The sequence below is a fragment of the Pseudomonas sp. PSKL.D1 genome (assembly GCF_028898945.1).
Classification (GTDB): domain Bacteria; phylum Pseudomonadota; class Gammaproteobacteria; order Pseudomonadales; family Pseudomonadaceae; genus Aquipseudomonas.
The window spans coordinates 5,120,277-5,139,761 of the sequence record NZ_CP118607.1; the positions used below are offsets into that span (position 1 = coordinate 5,120,277).

At 57.0% G+C, this 19,485-nt stretch carries 13 protein-coding genes, 2 tRNA genes and 3 rRNA genes; 6 read left to right on the plus strand and 12 right to left on the minus strand.

What is annotated here, in order from left to right; all coding sequences use genetic code 11:
- Window positions 1-92: 92 nt before the first annotated feature.
- The 10 genes from PVV54_RS22920 to PVV54_RS22965 form a co-directional block, all read right to left on the minus strand.
- The gene (locus PVV54_RS22920) at window positions 93-2,393 is read right to left on the minus strand and encodes a PqiB family protein (RefSeq protein WP_274907419.1); all 2,301 of its coding nucleotides are present in this window, start codon (window positions 2,391-2,393) and stop codon (window positions 93-95) included.
- Window positions 2,386-3,009: a paraquat-inducible protein A gene (locus tag PVV54_RS22925; RefSeq protein ID WP_274907420.1), complete on the minus strand. Its 624-nt coding sequence runs from the start codon at window positions 3,007-3,009 to the stop codon at window positions 2,386-2,388. Before PVV54_RS22925 ends, PVV54_RS22920 begins: the two co-directional genes overlap by 8 nt.
- Window positions 2,996-3,646, minus strand: a complete 651-nt coding sequence (locus PVV54_RS22930) for a paraquat-inducible protein A (protein ID WP_274907421.1) — start codon at window positions 3,644-3,646, stop codon at window positions 2,996-2,998. Before PVV54_RS22930 ends, PVV54_RS22925 begins: the two co-directional genes overlap by 14 nt.
- A gap of 131 nt (window positions 3,647-3,777) precedes the next feature.
- Window positions 3,778-3,893: ribosomal RNA gene (gene rrf, locus PVV54_RS22935) — 5S ribosomal RNA — on the minus strand.
- A 147-nt stretch (window positions 3,894-4,040) separates the two neighbouring features.
- Window positions 4,041-6,932: ribosomal RNA gene (locus PVV54_RS22940) — 23S ribosomal RNA — on the minus strand.
- Window positions 6,933-7,170: 238 nt separating this feature from the next.
- Window positions 7,171-7,246, minus strand: a tRNA-Ala gene (locus tag PVV54_RS22945).
- A 23-nt stretch (window positions 7,247-7,269) separates the two neighbouring features.
- Window positions 7,270-7,346: transfer RNA gene (locus PVV54_RS22950), tRNA-Ile, on the minus strand.
- Between the two features lie 85 nt (window positions 7,347-7,431).
- Window positions 7,432-8,968 (minus strand): 16S ribosomal RNA (locus PVV54_RS22955).
- Together the 16S, 23S and 5S rRNA genes with 2 tRNA genes alongside form the textbook arrangement of a ribosomal RNA operon.
- Window positions 8,969-9,505: 537 nt before the next feature.
- On the minus strand, window positions 9,506-10,999 hold the full coding sequence (locus PVV54_RS22960) for a CoA-acylating methylmalonate-semialdehyde dehydrogenase (protein WP_274907422.1): 1,494 nt from the start codon (window positions 10,997-10,999) through the stop codon (window positions 9,506-9,508).
- Between the two features lie 73 nt (window positions 11,000-11,072).
- Window positions 11,073-12,419 carry an aspartate aminotransferase family protein gene (locus tag PVV54_RS22965; protein ID WP_274907423.1) on the minus strand — a complete coding sequence of 449 codons (1,347 nt, stop codon included), beginning with the start codon at window positions 12,417-12,419 and terminating at the stop codon, window positions 11,073-11,075.
- A 118-nt stretch (window positions 12,420-12,537) separates the two neighbouring features.
- Here PVV54_RS22965 and PVV54_RS22970 point away from each other — a divergent pair, with 118 nt between their 5' ends.
- The 5 genes from PVV54_RS22970 to PVV54_RS22990 all read left to right on the plus strand — a co-directional run bounded on the left by PVV54_RS22970 (window position 12,538) and on the right by PVV54_RS22990 (window position 16,868).
- Entirely contained in the window at window positions 12,538-13,455 is a 918-nt protein-coding gene (locus PVV54_RS22970; RefSeq protein ID WP_274907424.1) for a LysR family transcriptional regulator, read from the plus strand.
- Between the two features lie 90 nt (window positions 13,456-13,545).
- Complete coding sequence (locus PVV54_RS22975; RefSeq protein ID WP_274907425.1) at window positions 13,546-14,208, plus strand: TetR/AcrR family transcriptional regulator; 663 nt, start codon at window positions 13,546-13,548, stop codon at window positions 14,206-14,208.
- Window positions 14,209-14,217: 9 nt separating this feature from the next.
- Window positions 14,218-14,802 carry an IMPACT family protein gene (locus PVV54_RS22980; RefSeq protein WP_274907426.1) on the plus strand — a complete coding sequence of 195 codons (585 nt, stop codon included), beginning with the start codon at window positions 14,218-14,220 and terminating at the stop codon, window positions 14,800-14,802.
- A 362-nt stretch (window positions 14,803-15,164) separates the two neighbouring features.
- The gene (locus tag PVV54_RS22985) at window positions 15,165-15,851 is read left to right on the plus strand and encodes an SDR family oxidoreductase (protein ID WP_274907427.1); all 687 of its coding nucleotides are present in this window, start codon (window positions 15,165-15,167) and stop codon (window positions 15,849-15,851) included.
- Between the two features lie 63 nt (window positions 15,852-15,914).
- Window positions 15,915-16,868 carry an adenosine deaminase gene (locus PVV54_RS22990; protein WP_274907428.1) on the plus strand — a complete coding sequence of 318 codons (954 nt, stop codon included), beginning with the start codon at window positions 15,915-15,917 and terminating at the stop codon, window positions 16,866-16,868.
- 3 nt (window positions 16,869-16,871) lie between these two features.
- On the opposite strand, the gene PVV54_RS22995 is transcribed toward PVV54_RS22990, so the two are convergent.
- Complete coding sequence (locus tag PVV54_RS22995) at window positions 16,872-17,579, minus strand: ArsR/SmtB family transcription factor (protein ID WP_274907429.1); 708 nt, start codon at window positions 17,577-17,579, stop codon at window positions 16,872-16,874.
- A 482-nt stretch (window positions 17,580-18,061) separates the two neighbouring features.
- Here PVV54_RS22995 and PVV54_RS23000 point away from each other — a divergent pair, with 482 nt between their 5' ends.
- On the plus strand, window positions 18,062-18,259 hold the full coding sequence (locus PVV54_RS23000) for a hypothetical protein (RefSeq protein WP_274907430.1): 198 nt from the start codon (window positions 18,062-18,064) through the stop codon (window positions 18,257-18,259).
- Here PVV54_RS23000 and PVV54_RS23005 read toward each other — a convergent pair.
- Window positions 18,210-19,391, minus strand: a complete 1,182-nt coding sequence (locus tag PVV54_RS23005) for a multidrug effflux MFS transporter (RefSeq protein ID WP_274907431.1) — start codon at window positions 19,389-19,391, stop codon at window positions 18,210-18,212. The genes PVV54_RS23000 and PVV54_RS23005 overlap by 50 nt on opposite strands.
- Between the last annotated feature and the right edge of the window lie 94 nt (window positions 19,392-19,485).

Below are 19,485 nucleotides of genomic sequence, written 5' to 3' on the forward strand. Positions count from 1 at the left end.
ACCCTAGGGTCGGTTTTTTATTGCCCGCGATTTGATGAGGCAATCAAGCTTGATAGGGCGGGGCCGCGCTTGGCGGCCCGCCCAGCCTTGTATCACTTGGCGATTTGAATCTTCGGCGCCCATTGCAGCCAGTCATCTTCTGCCTTGTCGAACAAGGCAAACGTCTGCTGTGGCCGCGCCGGGTTACCCATCTGCTCGCCATCAGGCGTAGCGAACGCGATACCACCGTCGATGAGGGTTTCCAGCGACTCGGTACGCACCGTCGCGCCTTTGAACAAGCCCCAGTCAAAACCGAAACCGCTGCTGTTCCAGAAGCGGCTACCGCTGCGCACCAAAGCTGCATAACGTGGCTCGATCAGGATGTGGATCAACACCCGATCGGCGCTTTGGCCCAACTCATAGCCTGTAACCTTGCCTACAGCGACCTCACGATACGTTACCGGCACTCCGGGCTTGATAGAGCCACGCCGGGGAGCACTGAGGGTGAGCGGCAACCCGACTTCCTGGCCTGTTTCCTCTGGCGCACCCGCCAAAGCGATGAAATCGCGCTGCGGGCCTTTGTCTTTGACAGCAGGCTGCACTTCCAGGTACTGACCACCAATCAAGGTATCGAGGTTTTCGGTTCGCACCAGGCCAAGTGCTGGCTTGACCACCCAGAACTGAGTGCCTACCCGCGCGATACGGTCTGCGGCTTCAGTGATACGCGCACGCAGCAACACCGCCTGAAGGTCACTGGTGAGGTCGACGCTTTCGACACTGCCCACATCCAGCCCACGGAAGCGAATGGGCGTACCGGGTTTCAACCCATCAGCACGCTCCACGCGAATGGTCACGAGCGTGCCGGAACGGTTTACGGCGTCCTGGCTTTCCAGCAGGCGGAAACGCGGGATGTGGCGCTTCAATGCCACATTCGGGGTTGGCGTGTCGAAGGCGATACCGCCGGCCATGAGCGTCTGCAGCGACTCGCTCTTGATCTTGATACCAGAGAGCCCACCAGTAAGGGTGATGCCGCTGACATTCCAGAACCGCGACGAGCCGTTCACCAGGTTCTCGTACTCTTTCTCGATATGCACACCAATCAGGATGCGCTTGCTGTTGCGAGCAAACTGGTAGCTCTGCACGCTACCCACCTTGACCTGGCGATACATGACCGGGCTGCCGACTTCCAGCGAACCCAAGGTGTCAGCGAACAAAACCAGGTGCAGGCCAGGTGCCTTCAGGTCCAGCGGTGGCGCCTTGGCTCGCGCTTCGAACTCACGCTGCGGCATTGCACCCTTTTCACCTGGGCGGATGGCGATGTAGTTACCCTTCACCAACGCTTCCAGGCCCGTGATACCGGCCAGGGAGATAGACGGCTTGACCACCCAGAACTGCGTGCCGTCGACCAGATAGTCTTCGGTCAGCGGGTCCAGCGTCAGTTCGGCCATGGCGCTGGAGAGGTTGTCTTCCATCTTCAGAGTCTTTAGCGAGCCGACCTGAATGCCCTTGTACATGACGGGTGTTCGTCCCGCCTGCAGGCCCTCGTAATCGCTCAGCTTCACTTTCACCCGAATGCCAGCCTGGGCAGCGTCGAAGTCTTCATACAGGCGGAACGGTAGGTTCGGGTCCGTGGGCGGGCTGTCCTTGCGGTATTCCGGAGTGGCGAAGGCAATACCGCCGGCAACGATGCTGGAGAGCGATTCACTGCGTACTTTTACGCCCGACAAGTCCGCGTCGATGCTGATGCCGCTGGCATTCCAGAAACGCGTGTGCTTGCGCACCAGGCTGGCATAGGCGGGTTCGATGAACACCTTCACTTCTACGGTGCTTTGGTCATCGGAAAGCCGATAGCTTTTTACTCGGCCAACCTGAATCTGCTTGTAGAACACAGGGCTGTCACGGTTGAGGGAGCCCAGGCGCTCCGCCTTGAGCGTCAGGTGCAAACCCGGCTCACTGTCAGAGAGCGGCGGCGCCACTTTAAGTGCCGTGAAGCGTTTGGTCAGCTCGCCTTCACCTGGGCTGACCGCGATATAGTTGCCGGAGACGAGCGTCTCCAGGCCAGTAATACCTGCCAGGCTGACACTTGGCTTCACCAACCAGAAACGCGTGCCCTTGGTAAGGTGAGGCTCCGCAGCCTTGTTCATCTCGATGGTAGCGATAACACCCTGGTTTTCACCCTTGGCATCGAGCACCAGGCTCTTCACCTTGCCGACCGGCATGCCTTTGTAAATGACCTCAGTCTTGTTGGCGACGATGCCTTCGCCGCTTTCGAAGCGCACTTCGATTTCCACTCCCGCATCACGATAGGCCTGCCATGCCAACCAACCACCAATCATCAAGGCGATCAGTGGCAGGATCCAGATGGCCGACCAGTTGGAGGCTGGCCGGGTTTTGGCCGTTGGCATGTCACTCATGGTCGTCATCCGACTCCGTGTTATCCCAAATCAGTCGGGGATCGAAAGTTAAAGCAGCAAGCATCGTGAGGATCACCACAGTAGCGAAGGCGACAGCGCCCAAGTTGGCTTCGACACTGGCTATGCGGCCAAAATTCACCACGGCCACCAGGATGGCGATGACGAAGATGTCCAGCATGGACCAGCGACCTATGAACTCGATGAAGCGGTACATCAATATGCGTTGGCGCGCAGACAGCGGCTGGTGGCGCTGAACCGAATACAAGAGCAGGCCAATGCCTACCAGCTTGAAGGTAGGCACCAGAATACTGGCAATGAACACCACAGCCGCGATAGGCACCATCCCGTGCTTGAGCAGCGTGATGACGCCAGACATGATCGTATCTGGGCTCCCCTGCCCCAGCGTGCTGACCGTCATGATCGGCAACACGTTGGCCGGGATGTACAAAATCGTTGCGGCAATCAGCAAGGCCCAGGTTCGTACGATACTGTTCGGACGGCGCGCATGCACAAGGGCACCGCAGCGCGTACAAGTTTGCGAGCGGCTCCCTGCTTCTTGCCGGTTAAGCTCATGGCACTCGTTGCAGACCACAATTCCTGCATCAATCGCCCGCATGGATATCCTCCCCCGACAGCGCACTCCAGATCTGGTGTGGAGACATCACCACTTCCAACCATACCTGTACCAGCAGCAGGCTGATGAAACAGAAAAGCCCTAAACCGACTGTTAATTCGGCTAGATCCACCAATTTGACGATCGCTACCAACACACCCATGAAATAGACCTCGAGCATGCCCCAGTCACGCAGGTGGTGATAGATGCGGTAGAACAGCAGGCCGTAGCTGCGGCCTACATTCAGACGAATGCTCAGCAGCACCGTCAACTGGCAAAGCAGCTTCATGAAGGGAATAGCCATGCTGCACAGAAACACCACGACGGCGACGCCGCGCATTTCAGAGTTGTACAAGCCCAGCACACCGCTCCAGACCGTGTCGTCTGAAGTCTGGCCAAGCAAATGCAGCTGCATGATCGGCAGGAAGTTGGCCGGCACAAACAGCAGCAGCGCTGTGAGCACCAGGGCGAGGCTGCGATTGACCACATTGTGCCGGTGGGCGTACAGCTCATAGCCGCAGCGAGGGCATTGGGCTTTCTCGTCTTGCTGCAAGGCAGGCTTGCGCATCAGCAGGTCGCACTCGTGGCAGGCGACCAGCTCATCCAGCGGCAACTGCTCTAGGGCTTCGGTTTCAGGCATATCGGGATTCTGAATAGGTACGTCGGCACTATTCTAGTGTTCCAGCTCGAAATGTGGGAGATGCTTAAAGCCAAACGCTGGAAAGACAAAACCCCTACCTGCTCGCGCAGATAGGGGTTTTGCGAAATGAATCTTGACGATGACCTACTCTCACATGGGGAAACCCCACACTACCATCGGCGATGCATCGTTTCACTGCTGAGTTCGGGATGGGATCAGGTGGTTCCAATGCTCTATGGTCGTCAAGAAATTCTGTTGCCAGAATGTCCAACTGGACAGCCTAGCGAATTCGGATATGCGATTTGTGATGTTGCGAACTTTCGGGTCTTTCGTCTTCACCACCACAATTTGGCGCTTCTTGTTCAGAGGCATGCGCAAATTGCTTGGGTGTTATATGGTCAAGCCTCACGGGCAATTAGTATTGGTTAGCTCAACGCCTCACAGCGCTTACACACCCAACCTATCAACGTCGTAGTCTTCGACGGCCCTTTAGGGGATTCAAGATCCCAGTGAGATCTCATCTTGAGGCAAGTTTCCCGCTTAGATGCTTTCAGCGGTTATCTCTTCCGAACATAGCTACCCGGCAATGCCACTGGCGTGACAACCGGAACACCAGAGGTTCGTCCACTCCGGTCCTCTCGTACTAGGAGCAGCCCCTCTCAAATCTCAAACGTCCACGGCAGATAGGGACCGAACTGTCTCACGACGTTCTAAACCCAGCTCGCGTACCACTTTAAATGGCGAACAGCCATACCCTTGGGACCGGCTTCAGCCCCAGGATGTGATGAGCCGACATCGAGGTGCCAAACACCGCCGTCGATATGAACTCTTGGGCGGTATCAGCCTGTTATCCCCGGAGTACCTTTTATCCGTTGAGCGATGGCCCTTCCATACAGAACCACCGGATCACTAAGACCTACTTTCGTACCTGCTCGACGTGTTTGTCTCGCAGTCAAGCGCGCTTTTGCCTTTATACTCTACGACCGATTTCCGACCGGTCTGAGCGCACCTTCGTACTCCTCCGTTACTCTTTGGGAGGAGACCGCCCCAGTCAAACTACCCACCATACACTGTCCTCGATCCGGATAACGGACCTGAGTTAGAACCTCAAAGTTGCCAGGGTGGTATTTCAAGGATGGCTCCATGAGAACTGGCGTCCCCACTTCAAAGCCTCCCACCTATCCTACACAAGCAAATTCAAAGTCCAGTGCAAAGCTATAGTAAAGGTTCACGGGGTCTTTCCGTCTAGCCGCGGATACACTGCATCTTCACAGCGATTTCAATTTCACTGAGTCTCGGGTGGAGACAGCGCCGCCATCGTTACGCCATTCGTGCAGGTCGGAACTTACCCGACAAGGAATTTCGCTACCTTAGGACCGTTATAGTTACGGCCGCCGTTTACCGGGGCTTCGATCAAGAGCTTCGCTTGCGCTAACCCCATCAATTAACCTTCCGGCACCGGGCAGGCGTCACACCCTATACGTCCACTTTCGTGTTTGCAGAGTGCTGTGTTTTTAATAAACAGTCGCAGCGGCCTGGTATCTTCGACCGGCGTGGGCTTACGCAGCAAGTGCTTCACCCTCACCGGCGCACCTTCTCCCGAAGTTACGGTGCCATTTTGCCTAGTTCCTTCACCCGAGTTCTCTCAAGCGCCTTGGTATTCTCTACCTAACCACCTGTGTCGGTTTGGGGTACGGTTCCCAGTTATCTGAAGCTTAGGAGCTTTTCTTGGAAGCATGGCATCAACCACTTCGTCGCCTAAAGGCAACTCGTCATCAGCTCTCGGCCTTGAGATCCCGGATTTGCCTAAGATCTCAGCCTACCACCTTAAACTTGGACAACCAACGCCAAGCTGGCCTAGCCTTCTCCGTCCCTCCATCGCAATAACTGGAAGTACAGGAATATTAACCTGTTTTCCATCGACTACGCTTTTCAGCCTCGCCTTAGGGACCGACTAACCCTGCGTCGATTAACGTTGCGCAGGAAACCTTGGTCTTTCGGCGTGCGAGTTTTTCACTCGCATTGTCGTTACTCATGTCAGCATTCGCACTTCTGATACCTCCAGCAAGCTTCTCAACTCACCTTCACAGGCTTACAGAACGCTCCTCTACCGCATCACCAGAGGTGATACCCGTAGCTTCGGTGCATGGTTTGAGCCCCGTTACATCTTCCGCGCAGGCCGACTCGACTAGTGAGCTATTACGCTTTCTTTAAAGGGTGGCTGCTTCTAAGCCAACCTCCTAGCTGTCTAAGCCTTCCCACATCGTTTCCCACTTAACCATGACTTTGGGACCTTAGCTGACGGTCTGGGTTGTTTCCCTTTTCACGACGGACGTTAGCACCCGCCGTGTGTCTCCCATGCTCGGCACTTGTAGGTATTCGGAGTTTGCATCGGTTTGGTAAGTCGGGATGACCCCCTAGCCGAAACAGTGCTCTACCCCCTACAGTGATACATGAGGCGCTACCTAAATAGCTTTCGAGGAGAACCAGCTATCTCCGAGCTTGATTAGCCTTTCACTCCGATCCACAGGTCATCCGCTAACTTTTCAACGGTAGTCGGTTCGGTCCTCCAGTCAGTGTTACCTAACCTTCAACCTGCCCATGGATAGATCGCCCGGTTTCGGGTCTATACCCAGCGACTAAACGCCCTATTAAGACTCGCTTTCGCTACGCCTCCCCTATTCGGTTAAGCTCGCCACTGAATATAAGTCGCTGACCCATTATACAAAAGGTACGCAGTCACCTAACAAAGTAGGCTCCCACTGCTTGTACGCATACGGTTTCAGGTTCTATTTCACTCCCCTCTCCGGGGTTCTTTTCGCCTTTCCCTCACGGTACTGGTTCACTATCGGTCAGTCAGTAGTATTTAGCCTTGGAGGATGGTCCCCCCATGTTCAGACAAAGTTTCTCGTGCTCCGTCCTACTCGATTTCACTGGCAAGAGATTTTCGTGTACGGGGCTATCACCCACTATGGCCGCACTTTCCAGAGCGTTCCACTAATCTCAAACCAGCTTAAGGGCTGGTCCCCGTTCGCTCGCCACTACTAAGGGAATCTCGGTTGATTTCTTTTCCTCAGGGTACTTAGATGTTTCAGTTCCCCTGGTTCGCCTCTTGCACCTATGTATTCAGTACAAGATAACCAGCTTATGCTGGCTGGGTTCCCCCATTCAGAGATCTCTGGATCACAGTCTGTTTGCCGACTCCCCAAAGCTTTTCGCAGGCTACCACGTCTTTCATCGCCTCTGACTGCCAAGGCATCCACCGTATGCGCTTCTTCACTTGACCATATAACCCCAAGCAATCTGGTTATACTGTGAAGACGACATTCGCCGAAAATTCGCATTTCGCTCATTACTGAGCAGAACTCACAAATTTTACCTTAGCCTGATCCACCAGCAGTGAAACTGGTGTTCAGTCTATATCTATCACATATCCGAATTTTTAAAGAACGATCTGACAAAAGTCAGAAATCAACATTCAAACTGAATGTTCATTTCTAAGTTCTGATCAAGTACTGCAAAAGTGGTGGAGCCAAGCGGGATCGAACCGCTGACCTCCTGCGTGCAAGGCAGGCGCTCTCCCAGCTGAGCTATGGCCCCGTATTTACGGCTGAACCATGTAATGGTAGGTCTGGGCAGATTTGAACTGCCGACCTCACCCTTATCAGGGGTGCGCTCTAACCAACTGAGCTACAGACCTATAACAGGGTTGCGTTACAGCATCGTCTTTACATCTGAATCAAGCAATTCGTGTGGGAGCTCATCAGCAGGCTGATGTCGTCGATTAAGGAGGTGATCCAGCCGCAGGTTCCCCTACGGCTACCTTGTTACGACTTCACCCCAGTCATGAATCACACCGTGGTAACCGTCCTCCCGAAGGTTAGACTAGCTACTTCTGGTGCAACCCACTCCCATGGTGTGACGGGCGGTGTGTACAAGGCCCGGGAACGTATTCACCGCGACATTCTGATTCGCGATTACTAGCGATTCCGACTTCACGCAGTCGAGTTGCAGACTGCGATCCGGACTACGATCGGTTTTGTGAGATTAGCTCCACCTCGCGGCTTGGCAACCCTCTGTACCGACCATTGTAGCACGTGTGTAGCCCAGGCCGTAAGGGCCATGATGACTTGACGTCATCCCCACCTTCCTCCGGTTTGTCACCGGCAGTCTCCTTAGAGTGCCCACCATTACGTGCTGGTAACTAAGGACAAGGGTTGCGCTCGTTACGGGACTTAACCCAACATCTCACGACACGAGCTGACGACAGCCATGCAGCACCTGTGTCAGAGTTCCCGAAGGCACCAATCCATCTCTGGAAAGTTCTCTGCATGTCAAGGCCTGGTAAGGTTCTTCGCGTTGCTTCGAATTAAACCACATGCTCCACCGCTTGTGCGGGCCCCCGTCAATTCATTTGAGTTTTAACCTTGCGGCCGTACTCCCCAGGCGGTCAACTTAATGCGTTAGCTGCGCCACTAAAATCTCAAGGATTCCAACGGCTAGTTGACATCGTTTACGGCGTGGACTACCAGGGTATCTAATCCTGTTTGCTCCCCACGCTTTCGCACCTCAGTGTCAGTATCAGTCCAGGTGGTCGCCTTCGCCACTGGTGTTCCTTCCTATATCTACGCATTTCACCGCTACACAGGAAATTCCACCACCCTCTACCGTACTCTAGCTTGCCAGTTTTGGATGCAGTTCCCAGGTTGAGCCCGGGGCTTTCACATCCAACTTAACAAACCACCTACGCGCGCTTTACGCCCAGTAATTCCGATTAACGCTTGCACCCTCTGTATTACCGCGGCTGCTGGCACAGAGTTAGCCGGTGCTTATTCTGTCGGTAACGTCAAAACAGCAAGGTATTAACTTACTGCCCTTCCTCCCAACTTAAAGTGCTTTACAATCCGAAGACCTTCTTCACACACGCGGCATGGCTGGATCAGGCTTTCGCCCATTGTCCAATATTCCCCACTGCTGCCTCCCGTAGGAGTCTGGACCGTGTCTCAGTTCCAGTGTGACTGATCATCCTCTCAGACCAGTTACGGATCGTCGCCTTGGTGAGCCATTACCCCACCAACTAGCTAATCCGACCTAGGCTCATCTGATAGCGCAAGGCCCGAAGGTCCCCTGCTTTCTCCCGTAGGACGTATGCGGTATTAGCGTTCCTTTCGAAACGTTGTCCCCCACTACCAGGCAGATTCCTAGGCATTACTCACCCGTCCGCCGCTGAATCAAGGAGCAAGCTCCCGTCATCCGCTCGACTTGCATGTGTTAGGCCTGCCGCCAGCGTTCAATCTGAGCCATGATCAAACTCTTCAGTTCAATACTGCTTGGGCTTTTAAGAAACCCTAAACTTGGCTCAGCAATCTCAAATGACTATGTGATTTCTCGCATGGCCACTTGTGATGCTGATAATCTTTTTGACTATCAGTCCGTACTCACAAGCACCCACACGAATTGCTTGATTCAATTTGTTAAAGAGCGTTTGGTTAAGAGCATTTCGTCTCAACCGAGGCGCGCATTCTACGCTTTCCTCATTGCCTGTCAAGCGTTTATTTTGAAGTTTTTTGCGAGAAACTCGTTTAGCTTCAAACACTTGACTCGCTGCGATCTCTCGTAGCGGGAGGCGAATCATACAGCATTCGAAAACGCTGTCAACCACCTCTTTACAACCTTCCACTTTCGACCGAATCGCTCAACCTGTTGATTAACAAGGAGTTTTTCGTTCCGGCTACGCTGGAAGTGGGGCGCATTATAAGGAGATTCGAAAGCGCGTCAACCGTTAATTTCAACAATCTGAAACATTCCCTCAAAAACAAAGCGGGGAGGCCTGCCGGCCTCCCCGCTCAGCCTCATGCCTTAAAGGCTAGGGAACGCAAACTGCGACGCTTCATGGCTGGCACGCTGCGGCCAACGCTGAGTGATTGCCTTGCGGCGGGTATAGAAGCGCACACCATCCGGGCCATAGGCATGCAGGTCACCAAACAGCGAGCGCTTCCAGCCACCGAAGCTGTGGTACGCCACCGGTACCGGCAGCGGCACGTTGACGCCAACCATGCCCACTTCAATCTCGTCGCAGAACAGGCGCGCCGCTTCACCGTCGCGCGTGAAGATGCACGTACCGTTGCCATACTCGTGATCGTTGATCAGTTGCATGGCCTGCTCCAGGCTGTTCACCCGAACCACGCACAGCACGGGGCCGAAAATCTCTTCTTTATAGATACGCATCTCTGGGGTCACCTTGTCGAACAGGGTGCCACCCACGAAATAACCATCTTCATTGCCTGCCACGCGGAACCCACGGCCATCCACAACCAGCTTGGCACCGGCGGCAACGCCTTCATCAATGTAGCCAACAACCTTGTCACGGGCAGCAGCAGTCACCAGCGGCCCCATGTCCAGGCCACAGGAGGTGCCAGCACCGATTTTGAGCGCCTTGATCTGCGGTTCCAGTTTGGCAATCAGTGCATCGGCAACCTGGTCGCCTACACACACCGCCACGGAAATGGCCATACAACGCTCGCCACACGAACCGTAGGCGGCTCCCATCAGGGCCGATACGGCGTTGTCGAGGTCAGCATCGGGCATCAGCACCGCGTGGTTCTTGGCGCCACCCAGAGCCTGCACGCGTTTGCCGCGCTTGGTACCTTCGGCATAGATGTACTCGGCAATCGGGGTCGAGCCCACGAAGCTCAGCGCTTTGACTTCTGGCGCCTCGATCAGCGCGTCCACGGCTTCCTTGTCGCCATGTACCACGTTGAGGATGCCTTTAGGCAAACCGGCTTCCAGCAGCAGTTGGGCAATGAACAGGGTCGAGCTTGGGTCGCGCTCGGACGGTTTGAGGATGAAGGCGTTACCGCAGGCGATCGCCAACGGGTACATCCACAGCGGCACCATGGCCGGGAAGTTGAACGGCGTGATACCCGCAACCACACCCAGCGGCTGGAAATCGGACCAGGCATCAATGTTCGGGCCGACGTTGCGGCTGTACTCGCCCTTCAACACCTCAGGTGCCGCGCAGGCGAACTCGACGTTCTCGATACCACGCTTCAGCTCACCTGCTGCGTCTTCGATCGTCTTGCCATGCTCTTCGCTGATCATCTGCGAAATCTTGGCTTCGTTCTGCTCCAACAGCTGCTTGAAGCGGAACATCACCTGGGCGCGCTTGGCCGGCGGGGTATTGCGCCAGGCAGGGAAGGCAGCCTTGGCCGAATCGATGGCTTCCTGAACGGTAGCACGGCTGGCCAATTCAACCTTGCGAACAGCCTGGCCGGTGGACGGGTTGAACACATCGGCGGTGCGCTCACCTTTGGTTACCAACTCGCCGTGAATCAGGTGCTGAACAATGCTCATGCAAAACTCCAGATAAAGAAGGTCGAGGCAGGCGCGTGATCACTTCACGCGCCCTACATCAAAATCGGTAAGATCAGTCGATCAGGTTCAGGGTTTCCCCGACCGCGTCGAACAGGCGATCCAGTTCCTGCGGCTGGGTGTTGAAAGTTGGGCCAAACTGCAGGGTGTCGCCACCAAAGCGTACATAGAAGCCTGCCTGCCACAGTTTCATCGCAGCCTCGTAGGGGCGGACGATGGCGTCACCATCACGGGCAGCGATCTGGATAGCACCCGCCAAACCGTAGTTGCGGATGTCCACTATATTTTTGGTGCCTTTGACGCCATGCAGCAGTTTCTCGAAGTGTGGCGCCAGTTCGGCGGCCGACTGCACGAGGTTTTCCTTCTGCAACAGGTCGAGGGCTGCAAGGCCAGCTGCGCACGCTACCGGGTGGGCCGAGTAGGTATAGCCGTGCGGGAATTCCACAGCGTATTCCGGGGTCGGCTGGTTCATGAAGGTTTGGTAGATCTCGCTGGTGGCAATCACCGCGCCCATCGGGATGGCGCCGTTGGTCACCTGCTTGGCGATGCACATCAGGTCAGGCGTTACGCCAAACGCCTCAGCGCCGGTCATCGCCCCCATACGGCCGAAGCCAGTGATCACTTCGTCAAAGATCAGCAGAATGTTGTGCTGGGTGCAGATTTCGCGCAGGCGCTTCAGGTACCCCTTCGGCGGTGGCAGCACACCGGCCGAACCCGCCAGCGGTTCGACGATCACTGCCGCGATGTTGGACGCATCGTGCAGTTCGATCAGCTTGAGCATTTCATCAGCCAGAGCAATACCACCCTCTTCCGGCATGCCCTTGGAGAACGCGTTCACCGGCAGCACGGTGTGTGGCAGATGGTCGACGTCCAGCAGTTGACCGAACATCTTACGGTTGCCATTGACGCCACCCAAGCTGGTGCCGGCAATGTTCACACCGTGATAGCCACGAGCACGGCCGATGATCTTGGTCTTGGTGGCCTGGCCCTTGAGGCGCCAGTAGGCGCGGACCATCTTCAGCGCGGTGTCGGCGCACTCGGAACCCGAGTTGGTATAAAAGACGTGGTTCAGGTCGCCCGGGGTCAGCTCGGTAATTTTCTCGGCCAACTGGAACGACAGCGGATGCCCGAACTGGAAAGCCGGGGAGTAATCCAGAGTGCCGACCTGGCGGGCAACCGCCTCGGTGATTTCCTTGCGGGTGTGCCCGGCGCCGCACGTCCATAGGCCCGACAGCGCGTCGAAGATCTTGCGGCCTTTGTCATCGAACAGGTAGCTGCCTTCGGCCCGCACGATCAACCGTGGGTCGCGCTGGAAGTTACGGTTTGCGGTGTAAGGCATCCAGTGGGCATCCAGCTTGAGCTGGCTGGCGATACCGGCATTGGCGGTTTCGGGCATGTTCATCGGCGGTTCCTCGGAAGACGAATAGGCAACGATGGATGTTGTTGCAGCTAAAGTCGCACGCGGATAAAGTCTGAAAAAGCCTACATTTCTAATCTTCAGATCGCGCAGCACTAAACTAATGAGCCGACGCCCCGACCCTCTCGCGCAAGTCAGTGATTTCGATATTCGCTTGCTGAAAATCTACCGAAGCGTAGTCGAATGCGGCGGTTTCTCAGCCGCCGAAAACGTGCTGGGCATTGGCCGTTCCGCGATCAGTCAGCAAATGAACGACTTGGAGCAGAGGCTTGGCCTGCGCCTTTGTCAGCGGGGCCGAGCGGGTTTCTCGCTGACCGAGGAAGGCCGTGAGGTCTACCATTCGGCCCTGCAGTTGCTCAGCGCGCTTGAAACCTTCCGCACCGAAGTGAACGGCCTGCACCAGCACCTGCGCGGCGAACTCAACATCGGCCTCACCGACAACCTGGTGACCCTGCCGCACATGCGCATCACCCATGCCCTGGCACAACTGAAAGACCGCGGCCCGGATGTGCGCATCCAGATTCGCATGATCGCTCCCAGCCAAGTGGAGCAAGGGGTACTCGATGGCAGCCTTCACGTAGGCGTGGTACCCCAGACCAGCCCGCTTTCCGGCCTTGAGTACCAGCCTTTATACAGTGAGCGCTCGCTGCTTTACTGCGCGGTCGGCCACCCGCTGTTCTACGCCGATGATCAAAAGATCGACGACGAACGCCTGAACAGCCAGGAGGCCATCACACCCACGTTCCGCCTGCCCGCCGAGATTCAGGCCCACTACCAGGCACTGAATTGCACCGCCAGCGCCTCGGACCGTGAAGGCATGGCGTTTCTGATTCTTACAGGCCGTTACATTGGCTATCTGCCCGACCATTACGCGATGTTCTGGGTGCAGCAAGGTCGCCTGCGTGCTCTCAAACCTGCCCAGCGCTTCTATGACTTGAGCCTGAGTTGGGTGACGCGTAAAGGAAGGCGTCCAAATCTGGTGCTCGAAAGCTTCCTCGAAAGCCTGGCAGCGACACGTTGATACAGGGTTATGACGCAAATGCTTGTCACTTGAGCGCAGGCAGGTAATCTTGTCCGACATCCGTTGCCACACACCTGTACGGAATCGTCCATGACCCTAGAAGTCCCTGCGCATCGCCTCTCCACCTCGGGTAAGCCCGCCGGCCGTATTCGCCAGAAAAACGAACAGGCCATCATCCAGGCCGCCGAGGATGAATTCGCCCGGCATGGGTTCAAGGGCACCAGCATGAACACCATCGCGCTGAAAGCCGGCTTGCCCAAAGCCAACCTGCATTATTACTTCACCAACAAGCTGGGCCTTTACATCGCAGTGCTGAGCAACATCATCGAGTTATGGGACAGCACTTTCAACGCCCTGAGTGTCGACGATGACCCAGGCGAAGCGCTGAGCCATTACATCCGCACCAAGATGGAGTTTTCCCGGCGTAACCCCCAGGCATCGCGGATTTTCGCCATGGAGGTCATCAGTGGCGGCACTTGCCTGACCGAGTATTTCAGTGCCGATTATCGCGAATGGTTCCGGGGCAGAGCGGCAGTGTTTCAGGCGTGGATCGACGCCGGCAAGATGGACCCGGTGGACCCTGTGCACCTGATTTTCCTGCTGTGGGGCAGCACCCAGCACTATGCCGACTTCGCCACCCAGATCTGCCAGGTTACCGGCCGCAGCCGCCTGACCAAGCAAGACATGGAAGACGCGAGCAACAACCTTATCCACATCATCCTCAAAGGCTGCGGCATCAAGCCGAGCGCCTGACGTTTACCTATGGCATCTACCCTGCTCGACCTCTGCGAATTCCGCGAGGAAATCCGCAAGAGCCGCTTCATCACCCTCGCCGGCCCGGTGTCCACTGCAGCCGAGGCGATGAGCTTTATTGAACGCCACAGTGACTTGGCTGCTACGCACAACTGCTGGGCCTGGAAGATCGGTGCGCAGTACCGCAGCAACGACGACGGTGAGCCAGGCGGCACAGCCGGACGGCCGATTCTGGCCGCCATCGAGGCACAGGACTGCGACCAGGTGGTGGTGCTGGTTATCCGTTGGTACGGCGGCATCCAACTGGGTACCGGTGGCTTGGCCCGCGCCTATGGCGGTGGTGCCAACAAATGCCTGCAGCAGGCGCCCAAACGCTTGCTGGTGCAACGTAGCGGCTACACCTGCAGTTGCAGTTTCAGCGAGCTCGCGCTGGTGAAATTGCGCCTGGCAGAAGTGGACGGCCTGGTGATGGATGAACAGTTCACCGCCAACGGTGTGGACTTGCAGATCGCCGTCGGCGCAGCCCATGTGCCTGCCCTTCAGCAGCAATTGGCAGACCTCAGCCGCGGGCGGATTTCACTCCAAGCCTGTTGAAGTTTGCTCACAACTACTGTGGGCCGGCCTGTGGATAAGCTTGGGGCACTCTGCTGCAAGCCTTGAACGTCGAGCCTTACAGAGCATTGATCATATTTTGATCACCATTTGATGACAGCTGCAAATGGTTGAATCCCGGTCACTTATCCCCAGCCGCCTGCCCAAGACAACATCGATACTCAAAACCGCTTGCACACATTAACTGTGGAATAGCCTGTGGATAAGCCGTTAGCCAACGTGTAAAACGCCCGGCGGTGAACGGCCATATCGAAGTGTTCATTATTTGAGCAACCACCTGCAGACCAACGCTGCATGGCTTACTCTCTACAGTCCTCTCGCCACCTGAATCAAGGAGCATGCTCATGCCCAAGGTTAAAACCGCCCTCATCATCGGTGCCTCTCGGGGCCTGGGTCTCGGCTTGGCTCAACGCCTGCGCGAAGGTGGATGGGAGGTGCATGCGACCGTGCGCAATCCACAGACAGCCACAGGCTTGGCGAATGTCGGTGACGTCCACATCGAAACGCTCGAGATGAACGACCCTGCGCAACTGGATGCGCTTAAAGCCCGCCTGCAAGGCAAGCTGTTCGATCTGGTGTACATCAATGCCGGCATCATGTCGCCCATTACCGATACCCCCCAAAGCACTGCCATCGATGCAATTGGTGAGTTGTTCATGACCAATGTTGTCGCGCCCATCCGGGTTGCCGAAGCGTTCGCAGGCCAACTATGCGCACAAGGCGGCGTGCTGGCATTCATGAGCTCAGCGCTTGGCAGTGTGGCCAACCCCACCAACAATCACATCCGCCTCTACAAAGCCAGCAAGGCCGCCCTTAACTCGATGATCAACAGCTTCATCGCGGAACTGCAACGCCCCGAAATCACCTTCATTGCCATGCACCCCGGCTGGGTTCGCACCGAAATGGGCAGCGACCAGGCCGATATCGACGTAGAAACCAGCACTCGAGGCATCGTCGAACAACTCAATACCTTCGCAGGCAAGGGTGGCGTGCACTTCATCAACTACAAAGGCGAGCCGATCGCATGGTGAAGTGCCCGCTGCGGCCCAGCCCTGTAGAATGGCGGCAACCGTACCTGATTTGAGATACCTGTTATGTATGACTGGCTGAATGCCTTGCCCAAGGCCGAACTGCACCTGCACCTTGAAGGTTCGCTTGAACCCGAGCTGCTGTTCGCGCTTGCCGAACGCAACAAGATCGCCCTGCCCTGGAATGACGTGGAGGCGTTGCGCAGTGCTTACGCCTTCAACAACCTGCAGGAGTTTCTCGACCTGTATTACCAGGGCGCAGACGTACTGCGCACCGAACAGGACTTCTACGACCTGACCTGGGCATACCTGCAGCGTTGCAAGGCACAGAACGTTATCCACACCGAACCGTTCTTCGACCCGCAAACCCACACGGACCGCGGTATCCCGTTCGAAGTCGTACTCAACGGCATCAACCAGGCGCTCAAGGATGGCCGCGAACAGCTTGGCATCAGCAGCGGCCTGATCCTGAGTTTCCTGCGTCACCTCAGCGAAGATGAAGCGCAGAAAACCCTCGACCAGGCGCTGCCGTTCCGCGATGCGTTCATCGCCGTGGGCCTCGACAGCTCCGAAATGGGCCACCCGCCGAGCAAGTTCCAGCGGGTATTCGACCGCGCCCGCAGCGAAGGCTTCGTCGCCGTAGCCCACGCTGGCGAGGAAGGGCCACCCGAATACATCTGGGAAGCCCTCGACCTGCTGAAGATCAAGCGCATCGACCATGGCGTGCGCGCCATCGAAGACGAACGCCTGATGCAACGCATCATCGACGAGCAGATTCCACTTACCGTGTGTCCGCTGTCGAATACCAAGCTCTGCGTGTTCGACCACATGAGCCAGCACAACATCCTCGACATGCTCGAACGAGGCGTGAAAGTGACCGTGAACTCGGATGACCCGGCCTACTTCGGTGGGTACGTCACCGAAAACTTCCACGCCTTGCACACCCACCTGGGGATGACCCAGGACCAGGCGCGCCGCCTGGCGCAAAACAGCCTGGACGCACGTTTGGTCAAACCCTGACGCTCACCCTACCTGCAACGTCGGCACGCGACCGATGCGATTGATCTCCTGAACGCCCATGGGTGAAATCTGCAACGCTCGCGTGCCTTCGGTTTCCCGAATCCATCCCGACTGCAGGAACAGCTTCAGCAGTGCCTGACCAAGGCTGCCGCCCAGGTGCGGCCCTTGGTCAGTCCATTGGTTGCAGTGGCAAATTACGCAGCCACGCTGCTGATTAGGTGCAAGGGCATCGATATAGACACCGATGTTCGCCAACTCCGCCCGCCCCTGCTCACTGACCATCAGTTGCCGCTCGCTGCCCTCCAGCCACCCTGCCACCACCAGACGGTGATAAAGCTCACTTGCCAGCTCACCGCCCAGGTGTTCGCCACAGCGACGCGCCCTGCGCATCGACATTGGCATCTGCAACGGTGTTGCCTGCCGCGCCTTTTCCCCTCCAAGCTGCACACTCGCCAAGGCTTCGACCGCGGCGCCGACCTGCGGCGTCGCGAGCCTGAAATAGCGCTTGCGCCCACGAGCCTCAAGCCGCAATAGGCCTGCCGATGAAAGCAGCGACAGATGCGCGCAGGCGGAAGACGAGGTCAACCCGGTCATCATCGCCAGCTCATCGGTTGGCCGTGGAATGCCATCGATCAGCGCCCACAACATCGCACTGCGTTTGGGGTCGGCCATCAGGCCGGCGATCTGGCTGATACTGCTGACTGCACTCATGTCCCTGTAACTCCCTGCAAGATCATTTCTGATTTCCGGTGGCCACACCTGGCAACGTTTATCGTCACCCTGCACGACCGCCTCGAGGCTAGCCGCGCAGCCAGTATAAGCCGCAAAAACGCGTGTTCCGGCGTGCCCAAACAGGCTTGAGCACGTAGGGTATGGCTACCCTCGAACAATCGATTCAGCGCATGAAATGACACCAAAACCGCAGGACGCCACGTGTTAGAGGGGAAAGTGCACAGCAAGGGGAAGGGTGGCCCGGCTCTGCGAGCGACTCTGCCGACAGCCGGAGTCTCCAAATAGCGCAAACCAAAGCGAAGCTTCTACACGTCTCAGTGCATTGAGCCGAGAAAAGGCTGACAGAAAACAAGAATAGTGGTGCGCTGACCGCCAGTCAGGAGACTGCGGCAAGCCATGGCATGGGGTGACCGTAGCGCTACACTGGATGCGCTCGTCCCACCAATCGGAGGTATGCCGCGATGAAGATTGTCGTCAGTGCGTCGGACCGCAACCCCACCTGCCCGTGGCAAGTGAGGCTCGATCAGCATGTGGTGAGTTTTCGTAGCGAAGCTGAAGCACGCGCCTTCGTCGCAACCCTGGAAACGCGCCTTCAGGCGCCCCACTCACTCAAGCAGAGCGTGTGGCCTGCAAACGCCGGGTCAGCAGCGCGACACTGACCACCAGTGCGCCGCACAAGCTGATGACCAGTGTCATGGGCACTGCGCTGCCGTCGTGCAGCAAGCCGACCAACGCCGCCGCACCCGCGGCAACACTGAACTGCAGGCAGCCCATCAGGGCCGAAGCGCTGCCTGCCCGGTTGCCTTGGCCACTCATGGCACAAGCCGACGCATTCGGGATGATGCAACCCAAGCTGGCAATGCAAACGAACAAGGGCACCAACAATGGCCACAACTGTGCCGGGTGCAAGGCCGCCACACCAAGCAACGCCAGCCCGGCCGCCAGGTACAGCCACACAGCACGAACCAGCAAGAATGCCGGGCCACGCTTGGCCAGCAAACGGGCATTGACCTGCGCCACGAGAATGAAGCCCGCAGCGTTGGTACCAAACAACCAGCCGTAGTGTTCAGCGGGTACGCCGTAGAGCTTGATGAAGACGAACGGTGAGCCAGCGATGTAGGCAAACATCCCCGCGATGGCGATACCACCGGTCAACGCATGGCCCACGAACACCCGATCACCCAACAAGCGCATGTATTGGCGCAAGGCGCCCGACAGCGGCTGCCGAGGAACGTGTGCAGGCAGGCTCTCTGGCAAGCCAAGCCCGACCGCCAACAGGCAAACGGCACTGAACAGGCTCAGCACCAGGAAAATCGACTGCCAGCCGGCCAGGTTAACCAGCACTCCACCGAGCATCGGCGCAAGGATCGGTGCAAGGCCCATCACCAGCATCAGTTGGGAAAATACTTTGGCTGACGCCACCGGGTCGCACTTGTCACTGACGATTGCCCGCGACAACACCATGCCGGCACAGCCACCCAATGCCTGAACGAAGCGTGCCACGATCAGCGTGTCCAGATTAGGCGCATAGGCACAGGCCAGCGACGCCAGCGTAAACAGGCCAACACCGAACAGCAGCGGTTTACGCCGGCCAAAACGATCGGCCACCGGCCCGTAAGCCAGTTGCCCCAGGGACAGCCCCAGGAAGTAGGCGGCCAAGGTTGTTTGAACATGTTTTTCATCGGTGGCGAACGCCTGCGCCATGGCCGGGAAGGCGGGCAGGTAGAAGTCGATCGCCAAGGGCCCGAACGCACTGAGTGCGCCCAGGATCAGCACCATTCGCAGGTTCATCAGGAATCCATAGCAGGCTAAGCAAGCACGTTAGTCTACCTGCAGTGGCACTCCTGATGATGAAAAGATTTGCAACAAAAGAGGCCAGTTACGT

Bases quoted from the DNA above. Each gene is read 5' to 3' on its own strand.
- PVV54_RS22995 (WP_274907429.1), bottom strand. From the start codon at position 17,579: ATGAGTGCAGTCAGCAGTATCAGCCAGATCGCCGGCCTGATGGCCGAC.
- PVV54_RS22930 (WP_274907421.1), bottom strand. From the start codon at position 3,646: ATGCCTGAAACCGAAGCCCTAGAGCAGTTGCCGCTGGATGAGCTGGTC.
- PVV54_RS22985 (WP_274907427.1), top strand. From the start codon at position 15,165: ATGCCCAAGGTTAAAACCGCCCTCATCATCGGTGCCTCTCGGGGCCTG.
- PVV54_RS22920 (WP_274907419.1), bottom strand. From the start codon at position 2,393: ATGAGTGACATGCCAACGGCCAAAACCCGGCCAGCCTCCAACTGGTCG.
- PVV54_RS23000 (WP_274907430.1), top strand. From the start codon at position 18,062: ATGAAGATTGTCGTCAGTGCGTCGGACCGCAACCCCACCTGCCCGTGG.
- PVV54_RS22975 (WP_274907425.1), top strand. From the start codon at position 13,546: ATGACCCTAGAAGTCCCTGCGCATCGCCTCTCCACCTCGGGTAAGCCC.
- PVV54_RS23005 (WP_274907431.1), bottom strand. From the start codon at position 19,391: ATGAACCTGCGAATGGTGCTGATCCTGGGCGCACTCAGTGCGTTCGGG.
- PVV54_RS22960 (WP_274907422.1), bottom strand. From the start codon at position 10,999: ATGAGCATTGTTCAGCACCTGATTCACGGCGAGTTGGTAACCAAAGGT.
- PVV54_RS22980 (WP_274907426.1), top strand. From the start codon at position 14,218: ATGGCATCTACCCTGCTCGACCTCTGCGAATTCCGCGAGGAAATCCGC.
- PVV54_RS22965 (WP_274907423.1), bottom strand. From the start codon at position 12,419: ATGAACATGCCCGAAACCGCCAATGCCGGTATCGCCAGCCAGCTCAAG.
- PVV54_RS22970 (WP_274907424.1), top strand. From the start codon at position 12,538: ATGAGCCGACGCCCCGACCCTCTCGCGCAAGTCAGTGATTTCGATATT.
- PVV54_RS22990 (WP_274907428.1), top strand. From the start codon at position 15,915: ATGTATGACTGGCTGAATGCCTTGCCCAAGGCCGAACTGCACCTGCAC.
- PVV54_RS22925 (WP_274907420.1), bottom strand. From the start codon at position 3,009: ATGCGGGCGATTGATGCAGGAATTGTGGTCTGCAACGAGTGCCATGAG.